At 35.0% G+C, this 17220-nt stretch carries 14 protein-coding genes and 1 riboswitch; of the genes, 4 read left to right on the top strand and 10 right to left on the bottom strand.

What is annotated here, in order from left to right; genetic code table 11:
- Positions 1 to 14 precede the first annotated feature (14 nt).
- Entirely contained in the window at positions 15 to 350 is a 336-nt protein-coding gene (locus HP569_RS01470) for a hypothetical protein (protein ID WP_182199303.1), read from the bottom strand.
- Between the two features lie 237 nt (positions 351 to 587).
- A complete protein-coding gene (locus HP569_RS01465) occupies positions 588 to 2663 on the bottom strand; it encodes a heavy metal translocating P-type ATPase (protein WP_182199302.1) in 2076 nt (691 codons plus the stop codon).
- A 188-nt stretch (positions 2664 to 2851) separates the two neighbouring features.
- Between HP569_RS01465 and brnQ the strand changes: the two genes are divergently transcribed.
- Complete coding sequence (gene brnQ / locus HP569_RS01460) at positions 2852 to 4204, top strand: branched-chain amino acid transport system II carrier protein (protein ID WP_182199301.1); 1353 nt, start codon at positions 2852 to 2854, stop codon at positions 4202 to 4204.
- A gap of 61 nt (positions 4205 to 4265) precedes the next feature.
- On the opposite strand, the gene HP569_RS01455 is transcribed toward brnQ, so the two are convergent.
- A complete protein-coding gene (locus HP569_RS01455) occupies positions 4266 to 4598 on the bottom strand; it encodes a hypothetical protein (RefSeq protein WP_182199300.1) in 333 nt (110 codons plus the stop codon).
- Positions 4599 to 4791: 193 nt separating this feature from the next.
- Here HP569_RS01455 and HP569_RS01450 point away from each other — a divergent pair, with 193 nt between their 5' ends.
- A complete protein-coding gene (locus HP569_RS01450) occupies positions 4792 to 6081 on the top strand; it encodes a hydroxymethylglutaryl-CoA reductase, degradative (RefSeq protein WP_182199299.1) in 1290 nt (429 codons plus the stop codon).
- A 42-nt stretch (positions 6082 to 6123) separates the two neighbouring features.
- On the opposite strand, the gene HP569_RS01445 is transcribed toward HP569_RS01450, so the two are convergent.
- On the bottom strand, positions 6124 to 7296 hold the full coding sequence (locus tag HP569_RS01445) for a hydroxymethylglutaryl-CoA synthase (protein WP_182199298.1): 1173 nt from the start codon (positions 7294 to 7296) through the stop codon (positions 6124 to 6126).
- A gap of 227 nt (positions 7297 to 7523) precedes the next feature.
- On the opposite strand from HP569_RS01445, the gene HP569_RS01440 reads away from it, so the two are divergent.
- Entirely contained in the window at positions 7524 to 8702 is a 1179-nt protein-coding gene (locus HP569_RS01440) for an acetyl-CoA C-acetyltransferase (RefSeq protein WP_182199297.1), read from the top strand.
- Positions 8703 to 8746: 44 nt separating this feature from the next.
- Here HP569_RS01440 and HP569_RS01435 read toward each other — a convergent pair whose 3' ends face one another.
- From HP569_RS01435 to HP569_RS01425, 3 genes are all read right to left on the bottom strand, one after another.
- The gene (locus HP569_RS01435) at positions 8747 to 8884 is read right to left on the bottom strand and encodes a YpzI family protein (RefSeq protein ID WP_182199296.1); all 138 of its coding nucleotides are present in this window, start codon (positions 8882 to 8884) and stop codon (positions 8747 to 8749) included.
- Between the two features lie 527 nt (positions 8885 to 9411).
- Positions 9412 to 10785, bottom strand: a complete 1374-nt coding sequence (gene nhaC / locus HP569_RS01430) for a Na+/H+ antiporter NhaC (protein WP_182199295.1) — start codon at positions 10783 to 10785, stop codon at positions 9412 to 9414.
- A 42-nt stretch (positions 10786 to 10827) separates the two neighbouring features.
- Positions 10828 to 11634 carry a YitT family protein gene (locus tag HP569_RS01425; RefSeq protein WP_182199294.1) on the bottom strand — a complete coding sequence of 269 codons (807 nt, stop codon included), beginning with the start codon at positions 11632 to 11634 and terminating at the stop codon, positions 10828 to 10830.
- Between the two features lie 629 nt (positions 11635 to 12263).
- Between HP569_RS01425 and HP569_RS01420 the strand changes: the two genes are divergently transcribed.
- On the top strand, positions 12264 to 12806 hold the full coding sequence (locus tag HP569_RS01420; protein ID WP_182199618.1) for a site-specific integrase: 543 nt from the start codon (positions 12264 to 12266) through the stop codon (positions 12804 to 12806).
- Positions 12807 to 12863: 57 nt separating this feature from the next.
- Here the strand turns inward: HP569_RS01420 and tenA are convergent, their stop codons facing one another.
- The 3 genes from tenA to cydD all read right to left on the bottom strand — a co-directional run bounded on the left by tenA (position 12864) and on the right by cydD (position 17211).
- Positions 12864 to 13535, bottom strand: a complete 672-nt coding sequence (tenA, locus tag HP569_RS01415; RefSeq protein ID WP_182199293.1) for a thiaminase II — start codon at positions 13533 to 13535, stop codon at positions 12864 to 12866.
- A 66-nt stretch (positions 13536 to 13601) separates the two neighbouring features.
- Positions 13602 to 13711, bottom strand: a riboswitch (TPP riboswitch).
- Positions 13712 to 13766: 55 nt separating this feature from the next.
- Positions 13767 to 15482 (bottom strand): thiol reductant ABC exporter subunit CydC, encoded by a 1716-nt coding sequence (gene cydC, locus HP569_RS01410; RefSeq protein WP_182199292.1) that lies wholly within the window; start codon positions 15480 to 15482, stop codon positions 13767 to 13769.
- Entirely contained in the window at positions 15469 to 17211 is a 1743-nt protein-coding gene (gene cydD, locus HP569_RS01405) for a thiol reductant ABC exporter subunit CydD (RefSeq protein ID WP_182199291.1), read from the bottom strand. The genes cydC and cydD overlap by 14 nt, the downstream gene beginning before the upstream one ends.
- Positions 17212 to 17220 lie beyond the last annotated feature (9 nt).

The raw sequence follows: 17220 nt of genomic DNA, 5'->3' as shown, positions 1-17220 counted from the left end.
CGGGACAATATCATTTAATTATCTATACTACCGTCCTGCATTTTTAAATTGAATGCATCATAATCCTCTTTTTTAAAGCTTACAGTTATTCTTTCTACTCTGTTCGAGTTCGGGTATAAGTATAATTGCTGATTGTATTTTATCCCCAGAGGACCAGTAATTTGATGAATGAAATTTAAGATATGAAAGCAATCCATGTCTATTCCATCTTTTAAATGGTTTTTCAAACTAATAACCACTATATTGTCTATAGTTTCAAATCTCGGTTTTCTATGAGAAATATCGTTAACCTTGCACATTTTCTGAATAATTTGTTTGAATGCATCTAAAACTAGTCTATACTCCGCCATAATACTCACCCTTTAAATATATTTGTTCATGTCTCCATTTATCTCAATCCCAATAATTAAATTTACTTTTTTATTTTTTTAGTATTTTATATTTTGAATTATTAAACTCCTTTAATTATAACAAAAATTTACCATCTAATCACTGTCATTTTACATATTTTTAACAAAAACATACGCGTACCATTGCATATAACAATGACACGCGTATGAACATTACTGTCTTTACTTCTTCCAATGCTACCCCTTAAACATTCGGGCATTAATCGCTACAATCACGGTACTTAGTGACATCAATACCGCACCTACAGCTGGGCTTAATACGATGCCAATTGGTGAGAGTATACCTGCTGCAAGTGGAATGGTAACTATATTATAGCCTGCAGCCCACCATAAGTTTTGAATCATTTTTTTATAAGTTGACCTAGATAAATCAACAATAGAAACGACATCTTCTGGGTTACTTCTAACTAAAACAACATCGGCTGTTTCCATTGCAACGTCGGTACCTGCGCCAATTGCTATACCTAAATCTGCATTTGCAAGTGCAGGTGCGTCATTGACACCATCTCCGGTCATAGCAATTTTTTTACCGTCCTTCTTAATCTCTTTTATCTTATCTGCTTTTTCATGTGGTAATACTTCAGCTACGACTTGATCAACATTTAATTGCTTTGCTACCCATTGCGCAACCTTATAGTTATCACCAGTTAGCATTTGTGACTCAATATTTAATTCCTTCAATCGAGAAATAGCTTGAGCAGCACTTTCTCTAACTTTATCAGCTAATGCGATCATACCCGCTAATTTATCGTTGATTATCACAAAGACAACTGTTTTTCCTTGTTCTGACCATTCATTAAAGTTTTCTTCGTTATAATTTAACTCTTGCTCCTGTACATATCCAGGACTGACTACTAATACTTCATTGTTATCAATGGTTCCTTTTAACCCTTTACCAGTCATGGACTCGAATGCTTCTGGTTCAATAAAAGATATGTTTTGTTCTTTTGCTTTTTCTACTATCCCTCTTGCAATAGGGTGCTCGGATTGTACTTCAAGCGATGCTGCCATTTGTAAGACTTTATCTTGATCATAATTGTCTTCTGTGAAAATATTAGTGACACCGAACTCCCCCTCAGTTAATGTTCCAGTTTTATCAAACACAACCGCTTCTATATTTCTTGCTTCTTCAAAATTCGTTCGATTTCTAATTAATAATCCTTGCTTCGCAGCTAGTGCTGTCGATCGCGCGACCACTAATGGAGCTGCTAAACCAAGCGCATGCGGACAGGCAATTACCATGACAGTTACCATTCGTTCTAATGCATAAGAAAAGGAATAGCCTAACCCTAGCCAAACAGCAAGAGTAATCGCACCTGCACCCAATGCAACATAGAATAACCATTTGGCTGCACGGTTGGATAAATCCTGTGTCTTTGATCTAGATTCTTGTGCTTCTTTGACCATTGTAACTACTTGAGAAAGGTAACTATCTTCCCCTGTTTTTTCTACTTGAATCGTTAATGAGCCCTCACCATTAATCGAGCCACCAATGACATCATCATCTTTTTCTTTATCTATTGGAACAGATTCCCCTGTTAGTAACGATTCATTCACAGCGGATTGTCCTTTAAGAATATTACCGTCTACCGGTATTTTCTCACCTGGCTTTACTAATACTTTATCACCATGCTGCAAACTAGAAACACTTACATCTTTTATTTCATTATTTTCGTCAATAATATGTGCTTCAGATGGCACCATTTTTACAAGCTCTTCTAAGGCGTTTGATGCGCCCATTACAGATCGCATTTCAATCCAGTGACCTAACAACATGATATCGATTAATGTTGCAAGCTCCCAGAAAAAGTTATTTCCAGATAGTCCAAATACGGTCAATGAACTATATCCATATGCAACAACAATCGCTAAAGCAATTAATGTCATCATACCTGGATTCTTTTGTTTTAATTCATCAATAGATCCTGTTAAAAACGGTTTACCACCGTAAAAGAAAATAAATGTAGCTAATGCAAATAAAATATATTTAGCTCCTGGAAAACTAAACTCAAAATTAAAGAATTCCTGAATCATAGGTGATAAAAGCAATATTGGAATAGTTACTATTATAGAAATGTAAAACCGCTTCTTGAAATCTGCAATCATATGACCGTGATCATCTCCATGATGATCGTGTCCTTCATGACTATGCCCTTCATGCTCATGAGAAGTGTGGTTATGGTGTTCATCTGAGTGATCATCGTGGTCATTTCTATGATGCTCTTCATGATTTTCATGTTCATGTTTGTTCATACAATAGTCCTCCTTTAAAACATTTTTCATTAAACTATACCCTAGTATGGTATAAATAAACGTAATAATAACTTTCTCATATGAATGCGTTTTAATATAAAAATCTATTGTGCCTTCTCTTAAATCCTGTTATTATTTCTATTGTCTGTGACAGAATATATGGTAGCCAACTAGAGGGAGTAATAAAGATGCAGCAACAACGAATACCTTTTTCAACTTATGCCGTTATTGGTACAATGCTTTTTGGACTTTATTTCGGTGCTGGTAATTTGATTTTCCCAATTCAACTTGGACAATTAGCTGGTTCCAACTTTTGGCCAGCTTTAATAGGATTTTTAGTAACTACGATTGGCTTTCCCTTTTTAGGTATATTAGCAATTGGATTGTCAAAAAGTAATGGGGTGCTTGATTTAGCAAGTCGTGTTCACCCGGCTTTTGGACTAGCTTTTAGCATGGCTCTTTATTTAACAATTGGCCCATTTTTTTCTATTCCACGAACAGCTACTGTACCGTTTGTTGTTGGATTTGAACCATTCGTTAATCCAAACCAAATCAGTTTATGGCTAGCCGTTTTTAGTTTTATATTTTTTGCAATTGTCTTCTACTTTTCATTAAACCCTGCAAAAGTTATTGATTATGTAGGTAAATATTTAACACCCGCTTTTCTATTATTCTTATTCGTTTTAATTATCGTTACAATCGTCAAGCCGATGGGTAGCTTTGGGTTACCTATAGGTCAATACACCAACAATGCATTTATGACCGGATTCAAAGAAGGTTATAATACAATGGATGCGATTGGTTCGTTGGCATTCGGTATTCTTGTTATTAACGCAATTAAAAGAAGAGGAATAACAGATACAAAGATGATCACAAGTGCAACTTGGAAATCCGGACTATTTGGGATGGGATTAATGACACTCATTTATGGTCTGATCACGTACATGGGTGCATCTAGTGTGGATGCGATTGGAACTCTTGACAATGGTGGCATTATTTTTGCAGAAGTAGCTCAATACTATTTTGGTCCCTTTGGCGCTATTTTATTAGCTATCATTATTGTTCTAGCTTGTTTAAAGACAAGCATTGGATTGATTACAGCTTGTAGTGAGTTTTTTCATGATGTCTTTCCGAAGATTAGCTATAAAAAGTTTGTGTTTATCTTATCTTTTGTATCCTTTGCCATTGCAAATCTTGGATTAAATAATATTATTAAATTTGCAGTACCAGTTTTAATGTTTTTATACCCGCTAGCTATTGTTTTAATATTATTAGGAATTAGTTCTACACTTTTTCATCACAAGAGAGCTGTCTATGTCTCTGCCATGACACTAACCTTTTTCATTAGTATCATGGATGGATATAATGCGTTAGTAGATACCCTTCCACAGGTTACAAACTCTTTTCTTGAATTATTAAATGAATACTATTTATCTTATATACCATTTTTCAATATTGGACTTGGTTGGATATTACCGGCATTAATTGGAGCAACAATAGGTTACTTCTGGCCAACACGAGAATCTAATCTGGCTCATTAAGATATACAAATAGCCTTTCTTCTTATTTTTTAGAAGAAGGCTTTTTTGTTTCAATAGTAAACTATTTTCTAAATATCATACGGTCAATCAGGATGGATAAGATGACGATTGCTACAATAATAGCCGTGTTACGCAACATCTTCGTATATGTTCGCTCTTGTCCCAAAATATACAGTCTTATTTCTGACCATGTGTATGTATTGTTCTTGATAAATGATAACTCACTCTCTTTCAGGTTGGGGTCATTACTAACAAATATATCATTGTTTTCTAAATTGTAATTCGTAAAGAAAGGAATATTACCATAAGCGATACTAATAGTTAGTGGTATAACGACAAATAGTAAAAAGATTAATATGAAAATAAATAATATTGGTTTGTTGTTTCGTCGCATCATCTACCACTCCCTTCCTCTATCTTATTCTTATCAATACATAAAATATGAATAAGCGTATCTGAGATCATTAATAATGCTACTTTCTGAATTATCTTTGCTCTGCCATCTTTCTATGGTAAAATTACGTTGCATTTATACAATTTTTTAAACATCAATAATCTAGGCTGTCTAAAGTAACAGGAGGAAAAAAATGAAGCTATCTTATTTAAGTAAATTTTATCAAAAATCACTCATAGAACGATGGGAAGCCCTTGTTTCAGCTGGAGTTATTGCTGAAGATGATGCCTCAGATATGAATAATCATTTACAATTACCTAATGAAATTGCTAACCATATGATCGAGAACCAAATTGGTACATATGACGTCCCTTTAGGCTTGGGATTAAATTTTTTAATCAATAATAAGGAATTTGTTATTCCAATGGCAACAGAAGAGCCATCTGTTATTGCAGCAGCAAGTTACGCTGCGAAAACAATTAGTCATGCTGGTGGTTTCACAACAACGGTGCATAATCGCATGATGATTGGGCAAATTGCATTAAAAGATGTCCCTAATTTGGCGTTAGCTGAGCAGGTTCTTTTAAAAGAAGCAGATGATATTATCGAAAAGGCAAATGCCGCCCACCCTTCTATTGTTAATCGTGGTGGTGGTGCCAAGTCTATTGAAACAAGAATAATAGAAGCAAATGATACTTATGATTCTCCCGATTTTCTCGTTGTACATATTCATGTAGAAACGTTGGAAGCGATGGGTGCTAACATTATTAATACAATGGTGGAAGCAATTAAGCCATATATAGAAGAATTAACAGGTGGATCAGCTATTATGGGGATTCTCAGCAACTATGCAACGGAATGTCTGGTAACTTCTACTTGTCGTATTCCTGTACATTTGTTAGAACGTGCTGGATATACAGGTGAAGAAGTACGTGATCGAATTGTGGAAGCTTGTCAATTTGCCTTAGTAGATCCTTATCGTGCAGTAACACATAATAAAGGGGTAATGAATGGTGTAGATGCTGTTGTATTGGCGTCTGGAAATGATACACGCGCTATCGAAGCTGGTGTTCATGCTTATGCTGCAAGATCTGGCCAATATCGTTCATTAACAAAATGGACGAAGGCGGCAAATGGGGATTTATTAGGTGAAATAACATTCCCTCTACCTATAGGAACTGTTGGTGGATCGATCAGCATTCATCAAGCAGCCCAATTTACGAAAGAAGTCTTAGGTTCTCCTTCAGCAAAAGAATTAGAATCTATTATTGCATCGGTTGGATTAGCACAGAATTTCTCAGCGATTCGTGCACTTGTTACAGAAGGAATTCAAAAAGGACATATGGGCTTACAAGCAAAATCACTTGCTATTAGCGCTGGTGCTAAAGGTGATCAAATAGAGAAAGTTACTAAACAATTAAAACAAGCAAAGAATATGAACCTAGAAACAGCAAAAGCATTACTAAGCAAACTAAACAAGTAAAATAAAAACCATTCACCTCATGTAGATGAATGGTTTTTACTATTACTGATCTTTGCGTACATATTGACGCATATGATCTTTAATTCCTGCGAAACAAATAGTTGCTGGATCTTTATCAGTTGGTAAGTCTATATTTTCAACAGCAACTGGTAACGTATCATTAAACTGTGCTTCATACTCAGCAACAGTTAATGCTGTACGATTCGCTAGCATTTGTTCATGCTGCTCTTTATAAAGGTGTTCACGATAGTTCGGTTGCAGTACACCTGTAAAGAATTCCCCAACAGCACCTGAACCATAGCTGAACAGGCCGACTCTAGCACCTGGATCAATATTTGTATTGCCTTCTAGTAGAGACAACAAGCTCAAATATAGCGATCCAGTATAAATGTTCCCAACAGTGGCATTATATTTTTTACTTGTATCAAAATTAGCTAATAAACGCTCTTTGTCTGCCTCATTTGCATCTTCAAGCACAGATTTTAACGCTTTTAATCCCATTTTTGTATATGGTAAATGGAAAAGAATTGCCTCAAGATCGGATAAGCCAACACTTGTTTTTTTCGTATATTCCGCAAATAATTCTTGGAAGAAACCAATATATTTATCGACTGAATATTTTCCTTGTACAAATGCAGTATCTGAGTACAGTGGACGCCAGAAGTCCATTACATCTTCCGTTTGATAAACGCTTGGGCTTTCTACTGTCATAATTTTTGGATCGGCACTCACGACAATAGCAACAGCACCGGCACCTTGTGTTACCTCACCAGATGTTTGTAAGCCATAGCGAGATATATCTGCACCTAATATAAGCGCTTTACTTTCTGGGTTCAAAGCAATATGACCTCTTGCCATTTGAATACCAGCTGTAGCACTATAACATGCTTGCTTTACTTCAATAGAACGTGTGTTTCGGTTTAAACCTAACAATTGATGAATATAAATCGAAGCTGCTTTCGAATGGTCAATACCTGATTCTGTAGCAAAAATCACATAATCAATTGCTTCTTTGTCTTCATCAGTTAATATTTCTAATGCTGCATTTGCTGCTAATGAAACAGCGTCTTGTGTAATCGGTGGAACTGCGATTCTTTCTTGACCGATTCCTATAGTGAACTTGCCAGGTTCAATGTTACGTGCGACTGCTAAATCTTCTGTTTCTACATACATGTGTGGCGTGTAGAAACCAATCTTATCAATTCCAATTTTCAATATCTCTCACACCTTTTAAAATTATATGTCTGCTTTTCCTATTTTAGATGATTTTAATACTTTTTTCTATTAAAAAGACATAATTCTATCTATTTTCTTTATTTTTAAGCAAAATTTATGATTATTTCTTTCACGTTATTTTATGTTATATTAGTATCATGACTTAGGTAGATCCGTATTTTTACCTAGATATATAATCTTTTTTTTTATGAAGGAGTGCTATCTGGATGGAAGAAGTAGTAATTGTAAGTGCAGTTCGAACCCCAATCGGTAAGTTTGGTGGTAGTTTAAAAGATATATCTGCAAAAGAGCTTGGGGCATTCACTGTAAAGGAAGCGCTCAAGCAAGCTAATCTAAAATCTGAAGAAGTTGATTCCGTGATTTTCGGAAATGTTTTGCAGGCTGGTTTAGGACAAAATTTAGCTCGTCAAATTTCTGTACATGCTGGAATTCCGCATGAAGTACCTGCAATGACAATCAATGAAGTTTGTGGTTCAGGTATGAAATCCACTATTCTAGGTGCTCAAGCGATTAAATTAGGCGAAGCAGATATCGTTGTCGTTGGTGGGTCAGAGAATATGAGTCAAACCCCTCACCTTGTTCATGACTATCGTTGGGATAAGAGCATGGAAGGTAAAAAATTAATCGACAGTATGATTCACGACGGTTTAACCGATGCTTTTGAACAGACACATATGGGCGTTACTGCTGAAAATGTTGCTGAAAAATACGGGATTACTCGTGAAGAACAAGATCAATTTGCATTAGAATCTCAAAGAAAAGCACAAGCAGCCGTCGAACAAAATAAATTCGCCGATGAAATTGTACCTATACCTATTAAGAATAGCAACGGAGATGAACACCTTTTTACTACAGATGAACATATCAGACATAATTTACAACTACCAGATTTACAAAAATTAAAAACCCCTTTTATTGAAAGCGGTTCAGTGACAGCCGGCAATGCATCTGGAATTAATGATTGTGCTGCGTCATTAGTTTTAATGAAAAAATCATTAGCAGAAGAAAAAAACATTCCTTATTTAGCAACGATTAAAGGATATGCAGAAATTGGAACAGATCCAGCATTAATGGGTTATGCTCCTTATCATGCTACAAAGAAGTTAATTGAAAAAGAAAATATAGAATTAGATGATATTGATTTGTTTGAATTTAATGAAGCATTTGCTGCACAAAGTGTCGCTGTGTTACGCGACTTAGAACTAGATACATCTAAAGTAAATGTAAATGGTGGTGCAATTGCATTAGGTCATCCAATCGGTGCATCAGGTACACGAATTTTAGTTACATTGTTACATGAAATGAAGAAAAGAGATGCTAAGCTAGGATTAGGTTCGCTCTGTGTTGGTGGCGGTATTGGTCTATCCCTACTAGTCGAACGTTAATAGCTAAAGTTAAGCCACTACTAGATCGGTAGTGGCTATTTTATTTACTTCCCATCTGTATATTTTCTACCTTCAGCTGGGCTTGCCATTTTGGTTGCTCCATTATGACTTAGTGCTTGATCACGATCAGACTCAACTTTTCTACTTCGCTTCAGTTTCTTTTCTTGCCTATCCTTTCCCACATTCAACACCTCCTATTTTTGCTATTAGTTTTGTTTAAAATAGCAAAAATATGCAGTAAGTAATATGAGTTTATAGCTTTTAATCTAAAGGCGTAGGGAATAACCAGTGATTCGATCATTAGGTGCTTATTTCTCTCCTCTTTTGTTCGAAATAATCATTAATTCGAACACTAGGCACTTGTTTTTCTACTCTTTTGTTCGAAATAATGATTGATTCGATCACAAGTCACTTGTTTTTCTACTCTTTTGTCCGAATTAATCACTGATTCGATCACTAGGCGCTTATTTCTCTCCTCTTTTGTTCGAATTAACCACTAATTCGAGCACTAGGCACTCATTTCTCTCCTCTTTTGTTCGAATTAACCACTAATTCGAACACTAATCACCCATTTTCCCTCCCTTTTGTTTGAATTAATTTTTTCCCTCTATTTAAAGCACTGATAGAACAAAACGCACCCCACATTTAGTATAGAGACACAAAAAATCCATTCCTACAGATTGATGTAAAAATGGACTCTTCAAATGCTTTATTCTTTTGTAATCATTTTTTCTGTTAAGCCATAGATAATAGTAATAATCGGGCTCAGTAGACAGAAGAATGCAAAAGGTAAATAATCTATTACAGCCACATCTAAAACGTCCGCAAGAAAAACACCACACACACTCCACGGAACTAGTGGATTAATAACCGTACCCGCATCTTCTAACGTTCTTGATAAATTCTTTCTTGCTAACCCTGCACGATCATATAAATCTTGATAAGCCTCTCCTGTTAACAGGATGGATAAATATTGTTCTCCAACAAAAACATTGATACCAATGGCTGTTGATGCTGTAGCTAATGTTAACGATCGAGCTGATTGCAATCGATGTTGTATATTAGCAATGACAGAAGGAATTACTCCAGTAACAAAAAATAATCCACCAAGCGCTAAAGCTAAAATAACTAATGAAATCGTGAAAAACATACTATCTATGCCACCTTTAGTTAACATTTCATCAATTATTCCATTGTTTGTTTGTGACACATAACCACCAAACCAAATTTCCGGAATCTCTTTCCACTGCGTCACGCCACGTATACCAGCAATAATGGTTGCGATCACACTACTAACAGCGATAGAAACAAATGCAGGTCGTTTCGTTAGTGTCATCATAAGTAATACCACAATTGGTATCCAAGCAGTCCAATGAATCAGAGACGATTGACTCAATGCTGACTGAATGATTTCTAAGTTTTCCATATTTCTCTCTTGAGATGGTGATAATATCGCAAATAAAACAAAAGAAATAATAAATGCAGGAAGCGTCGTCCATGCCATATGCTTAATGTGTTCAAATAAATCTACTTTTACAATAGAAGAAGCTAGATTCGTTGTATCCGATAAAGGTGACATTTTATCACCGAAAAAAGCACCAGATACAATTGCGCCTGCTGTGATTGCAATAGATGCATCCATGGACTGCGCAACACCTAGAAATGCCACGCCTAATGTTGCACTTGTCGTAAATGAACTACCTAATGCTACTCCAGAAATAGCTGTTATGGTAAACACAATAGCAAAGAACCACGGACCATCTGCTAATCCGAAAGCTGTTTCCATTAATACCGGAATGGTTCCACTAATCATCCAACTACTAATTAATATCCCAATAAGAAAAAACAGGAGTATTGCTCCCATTCCTGACTGTGCACCTTCAATCATTCCGTTTTGCAATTTAGAGAAAGAAAACCTTTTAGCAAGTCCGTAACTAATCATAAGCAAAATTGCTATTAGAATCGGTATATGAGGCTTGCTTTCTATTTCAATGATAAAAAAACTAATCATTGCAATAATGATACCCAATACGAGTAGTGATTCAATTAAACTCGGTAATTTTTTTGGTTGTAAATGTAACATTTAAAAGTCCCCACTTTTCTTATGAAAGGGAAATACTTCTATTTAATTTTTCGCGAATTCCCCATCCACTTCTACTGTCTCATATATGTTTATAAATGCTTGTTTATCATGTTTACGGACAATTTTCTTTATTTGTACTGTCTCGTAACGCGTTACTACCATCATTAATATTTGTTTTCTTTCTTCTGTATAGCCTCCATACCCATCCATCACGGTAATACCACGATAAATGGATTGAATTAAATCTTTCCGAATGTCGTCACCTTTCGAAGTAACAATCTGCATCGTTAATTTGATATGGTTTGTATGAATCGTATCAATTACTTTCCCTGTTAAGTATATGGATAACATCGTATATAATGCTAAGTTCCAATCAAATACAGCACCTGAAATTAAAACAATCAAGCCGTTCATACCAGTTAAAAGCATTCCAACACTGACATTACTCGCTCTAGATATTATAATTGCAACAATATCCAATCCACCAGACGTACCAGAGAATTTTAAAATTAAACCGATACCTACTCCACCAAATACACCACCAAAGATGCTGGATAGTAATATATTATCCGTTACAGGAACAATTGGAATGACATATAAAAAAGCTGATAATGCAGTAACACAAACAATTGTATTAATAATAATTGTTCTGCCGAGCTTAAACCATCCCCATATTAATAAAGGAATATTTAATATAAAATTTAAAAAGCCAATATTAAACGGTGTTAAAATACCTAGTAAAATAGCTATTCCACTTAGTCCACTGCTTAATATTTCATATGGTACAAGAAATAAATTAAATGCAATTGCTACGATTAATGATCCAAAAATTACTACAAAATTTTTCAATGGCTACCTCTTACCTTCCTATCCAAATAAAAGCGAAAAAAATCACTTTACTACGATAAAGTTAGCAAAAGTAGCAACAACCTGTCAATAGTATTCATCATTCACATTAAATTCACACTATTCATTCTACCTCACTCTTTAGTCATGAAAAACAACTTCAAATTTCTGCAATGAAACATAATAGATATTATGTTTCATTGTGAAAATGAATGAAAGCTTGATAATATAAGCGATAATCGATATAATAGACTTCTGGTTGTTTTTGTTAGGAAACAAAACGAACAGTACTGTTCATCAATAATTTACCAATAGTCTAATTATTATATTTTTACACACTTACGCACAGATCGATTTTAACGGAATTACATTTCGATTCGTGTATAATCACTAATCTAATTGCTTCTGAGTTAATTATGACGTATACGTTTGTTAGGAGGTGCAGCAAAATGGAAAAAACCGAATATATGACGCATGTTTTTTTTACTAAAGGGGAATATATGTATTTATTAAAAAAATATGGTGACTATGAATTACATAAAAAGATGCAAGAATTAAGTCTATCAAAACAAAAAAGTTTAAAGCGAAGATACGAGATTAAATCAGATTATCATGCAATTATTAGTAAAGGAATGCAAACCGTTCAGCCGATTCGAGATAAGTATCTTATTGAAGCAATGAAACAAGAATTAAAAAAAGTTTCCTACCGTAACTATTTCTTGTTTGTGATGGGGATTAATACAGGATTACGTATAAGTGATCTCCTCCCTCTTCGTGTTGCCGACGTTAAAGATCAAACACACATCGTTATTAAAGAAACAAAAACAAGAAAAATAAAAAGATTTCTAATTAATTTAGAACTTAGAAATCTTATTTTCGAGTACACATTGAATATGCATATGAATGATTATCTATTTCCGTCTCACAAAACGGATTTACCGATCAAACGTGTCCAAGCATATAAAATTCTAAGTCAAGCAGCTAATAACGTAGGTATCAAAGATTTCGGAACACACAGTCTGAGAAAAACATTTGGTTTCTGGCATTATACGATGCACAAAAACGTTGCCTTACTTCAGGATATATTTAATCACTCGTCACCAGACATCACACTAAGATATATCGGGATTAATCAAGACATTGTAGATAAGAGCTTAGAGCATTTCAGCTTATAAAAAAATAGCCTTCCAATTTGTTACGTCTATTATGTAACTTTGGAAGGCTTTTATTATTTATAATGTATCGACTGGCCATTTCTCTAGTTTATATGCCATATCCCAGAACATATATTCATATTGAACACTTGTAAAAAAGTGATGTTTCATTCTATCTCGTTCTTGAGCAGTAACTGTTTCAGCTATTTGATCTAGCCGTGTGATCTGCTCTTCAACTAATGTACGAAACCAGTCCGAACCATATGCACTAATCCATTCTTCAAAAATAGGTTGATTCGGTGTTTTGTCCTTTAAATTCTCACCAACATCATAGTAAATCCAATAACACGGTAATATACTAGCAATAATATCACCTAAATGTCCTTGATATGCTGCTTGATATAAATGCGAGGTATAGGCATATGCGGTGGGAGCGGGCTTAAACTCCTTCAAATCTAATTCACTTATATCCAGCTGTTTTGCGAATGTTCGATGCAAAGCTAATTCCGCCTCATATGTTCCTTGCGCATGTTTATTCATATTATTTGTTGTCTCTAAATCCTTTGCTTTAGCTCCACCTAATGATTGGACTTTTGCAAAGTGACTTAAATAGTATGAATCCTGCATGACATAAAATCGAAAATTCTCCAATGGCAATGTTCCGTTTCCGATTCCTTCAACAAACGGATGCTCCACACTTGCTTTCCATACGACATCAATTTCCTTACGTATTTCTTGCGTGAATGACATGGTTAACCTCCTGTAGACAAAACAAAAAACCACTTACTACCATTAGGAAATAGAAAAGTGGCTGAAAACAACCCTTTTCCACTTCCCTACGCTAGTTTAAACTAGATCAGGTTCAAAGGGTCTCGAAGTTATACTTCAATCTCAGTCTTTTGTAAAAGACTCCCCTAGTGGTGAAAAGTTTGTCAATATTTATTTATATTCATCATAACATTTGTCAGAAAGTTGTCAATCTTATATTAATAACGATTGTTCTAATTGTTTCATTTTATACAAGTAGCCTTGTTGCTTCATTAATGCATCATAGCTACCTAATTCAATGATTTCACCATACTCCATTACAATAATCTGGTCCATCTTCTCCAGGCCGTTAATCCGGTGACTAACTAGTAATAACGTATCATCAGCTGCTAATTGTTCAATTTGCTTCATTATGATTAGTTCTGTTTTAGCATCTAATGAAGAAGTTGGTTCATCCAACACCCATAGATTACCCTTTTTCAACATCGCTCTAGCAATAGCTAAGCGTTGTTTTTCACCACCAGATAAATTTTGTCCTCGCTCAGCAACGGCATCAGATAATGAAAAATGGGAAAGTAAAACATGGTGAAGTGCAGTATTTAATTCCTCTTCTGTTGCTTCTGTGTTTGCAATTAACAAGTTGTCTTTGATTGTTCCATAAAAGAAATGATTTTCCTGAAGCACTACTCTAGCTTGTTGCCAAATGTCTTCAGCAGCTATCTCTTCATAGTCCTGATTATTCCATGTTATTTTTCCATCTTGGGCAAACTGCAGTTTAATCAGTAATTGAAGTAAAGTAGATTTACCTGATCCACTAGCGCCAACAATAGCTGTTTTTGTTCCACTTTCAATCGTTAATGATATATCTGATAACGTCTTACGCCAATCAGCAAAATAATTAAAGCTAACTTGGTCAAACACAATCGTCGGCGTATTCGTTTGCTCTATTTGCGCTTTACCTGAATCAGTCTCTATCGCGGTATCTTCTACTACTTCATTTAACCTAGTAACAGCTGATTGACTTTCTTGATAATAAATCGGAAATACACCCATTGGAGCAATCGGCTCAAAGACAGTTAGTGAAATCATGACAAGCATCGCAAGAAATAGCCCGTCAAGCTGATCACCAGCTACTAAATAGGCACCAACTGCTAAAACAACCCAACTCGTAACAAACGTAACAAAGCTAGTTACCGATTGGTTAAATACTTTGTTCATATTTTCTTTATTTTGTGCTGAAATATAAACATTTGATTTTTGTAATAAATCTTGCTTTTTTGTTTCTGCTTGTTGAAATAATTTTAATTCCTTATAACCATACATATAATCTGTCACTTCGGTAGATAAATCTCCACGATTGGCGCGAACTTGTTGTTTTATTTTCATTTGTTTTAATGAAAAAAGAAACGGAATAACAAATGTCGTTATAAGATAACCAACAAGTAAGATCATTGCTACTGAAAAGGAGTAAAAGCTAGTAAAAAAGATCGTACTAACAAAAACTAATAATAAAACGATTGGTGGATAAAACACGCGTAGAAAGAAATTTTGTAGACTTTCTACATCTCCAACCACTCGTCCTAATAGATCCCCACTTCTATATTTCCTGAAAATTTGAGGAACAAGTGGTTCTAGCTTTTCAAAGAATTGGACACGCAAATTACTAAGTATCGTAAAGGTTGCGCGGTGTGAGACTAAACGTTCTCCATATTTCGTTCCTGCTTTAATAAAGCCTAACAATTTAACGGTTGAAGTTACGACAATCAAAGCATAAAGTGGTGTTTCAAGTGCAGCTTTAGAAATTAAATAACCACTAGCTGCGAATAGTCCAACACTTGCAATCCCAGCAATAAAACCAAATAGGACAGCATAGAAAATATCTTTTTTCTCCATAAATATAACACGAATTAATTGCTTAATTGGAGTCATTGTCTATACCCCCTTGCTGGATCGTTACCATTTCTCGATAAGCTGGTAATGTATGAATTAATTCCTGATGTGAGCCAATACCAGCTATTTGACCATCTTGTAAGAATACAATCTTATCAGCATCTTTGATTGTATGTAACCGATGAGCAATCGTTAAAATCGTACCGAATTGCTGTAATTCACTGGTAGATTGTTGCAATACTTTTTCGGTTTGAAGATCTAACCCTCTTGTCGGTTCATCTAATAAGACGATGTTAGGCTTCTTAATAAACGCACGTGCAATAGCTACACGTTGCTTTTCCCCACTCGATAATCCTCTAGCACCTTCACCGATATACGTTTGATATTTATCAGGCAATGATTCAATCAGCTCTGAAATCCCAGCTTTTTGAGCAGCTAGTTTAATTTCTACCATATCAATCTCTTGGTTGGAGCCAATCGCAATATTTTCAGCGAACGTACCAGAAAAAATATACGGTTCCTGTGAAATATAACTTATCTGTTGCAACCAGTTATTCTCTGTATAAGCATAGAGTGAATGATTGTTAATCAATATATCACCTTGCTCAGCAGTAATCATTCCAGATAACAAATGAAGTAAGGTTGATTTACCAGCACCACTAGGCCCGACAATTGCGATTTTTTCATGAGGTGCAGCATAAATATTTATATTTTTCAAAGCAAAATCCGAACCTTCATATTGAAAAGAGACATTAGCTAATTCCAATGTTGGTGTTTCGTCACTAGCAGTTAATTCAACCTCTCCCCATTCTACAGGAGATACAGATTCTTCAAATGATTCGAAAACTTTCTCCGTTGCCCCCATACTACTACGGCCATTGTGAAAGGTGGTTCCTAACTCTCTTAACGCAGTAAAAAATTCGGGCACTAGAATAAGTACGAAGAATGCAGTGAAAAATGAGATACCATCATATAAAACGAGTTGAAAAGCGATTTCTAATGCGATTAACCCGATACTTAACATAGAAACAACTTCAAGCATAAACGATTGCGTAAAAGCGATCTTTAGTATCTCCATTGTTGCATCTCTGAAACCTAAGCTACTTTTCTCTAGTTCATCCTTTTTTCGATCCGTTTGATTAAATATCTTTAAAGTAACTAACCCTTTCAAAGTATCTAAAAATGTACCAGAAAAGGCTGCCATTTGTTCTAATTTTTCTTCAGATTTCTTCTGTGTTTTTATACCAATTACAATCATGAAAATAGGTATAAATGGTGCAGTAACCATTAGAATGATTCCAGAGTTAACATGCTGTGTAAAGATAATAATCAATGTTAATAAGGGCACAAAAGCACTTTGCATAACTTGTGGGATGAACTGGCTATAAAAGCTATCCATCTCATCCACCCCATCAAGTAGCATACTTACTTTTTCACCTACTACACCTTGTTTTTCACTGACTGAAATTTGATGCTTATATTGCTCTAACAATTCTTTTCTCGTTTCTTCCTTAACAGCACTTGCAATCTTAACACCGATTTTTTTGCTGTAATAATCCGAAATTGATCGAACAGTTAAGGCTACTAATAGAAGCGCAAGCCACTCTATAACGGAAGAGAAGCTAGCTCCTTCTAAAAATATATCATTAACAATCAATGTGATCGTATAAGCCTGCACAATAATAGCGCCACCTAATAACAAGGTTAATAACAGTAGCAAAATTAGGCTAGTCTTATGTGCACGTAATGAATGTTTGATTCGTTGCATAGTTGATCG

Origin of the sequence: Paraliobacillus salinarum (assembly GCF_014083865.1) — a bacterium.
Classification (GTDB): domain Bacteria; phylum Bacillota; class Bacilli; order Bacillales; family Amphibacillaceae; genus Paraliobacillus; species Paraliobacillus salinarum.
The sequence above is the reverse complement of the archived record's forward strand: the minus strand, read 5'-3'. Positions and strand labels throughout refer to the sequence as shown.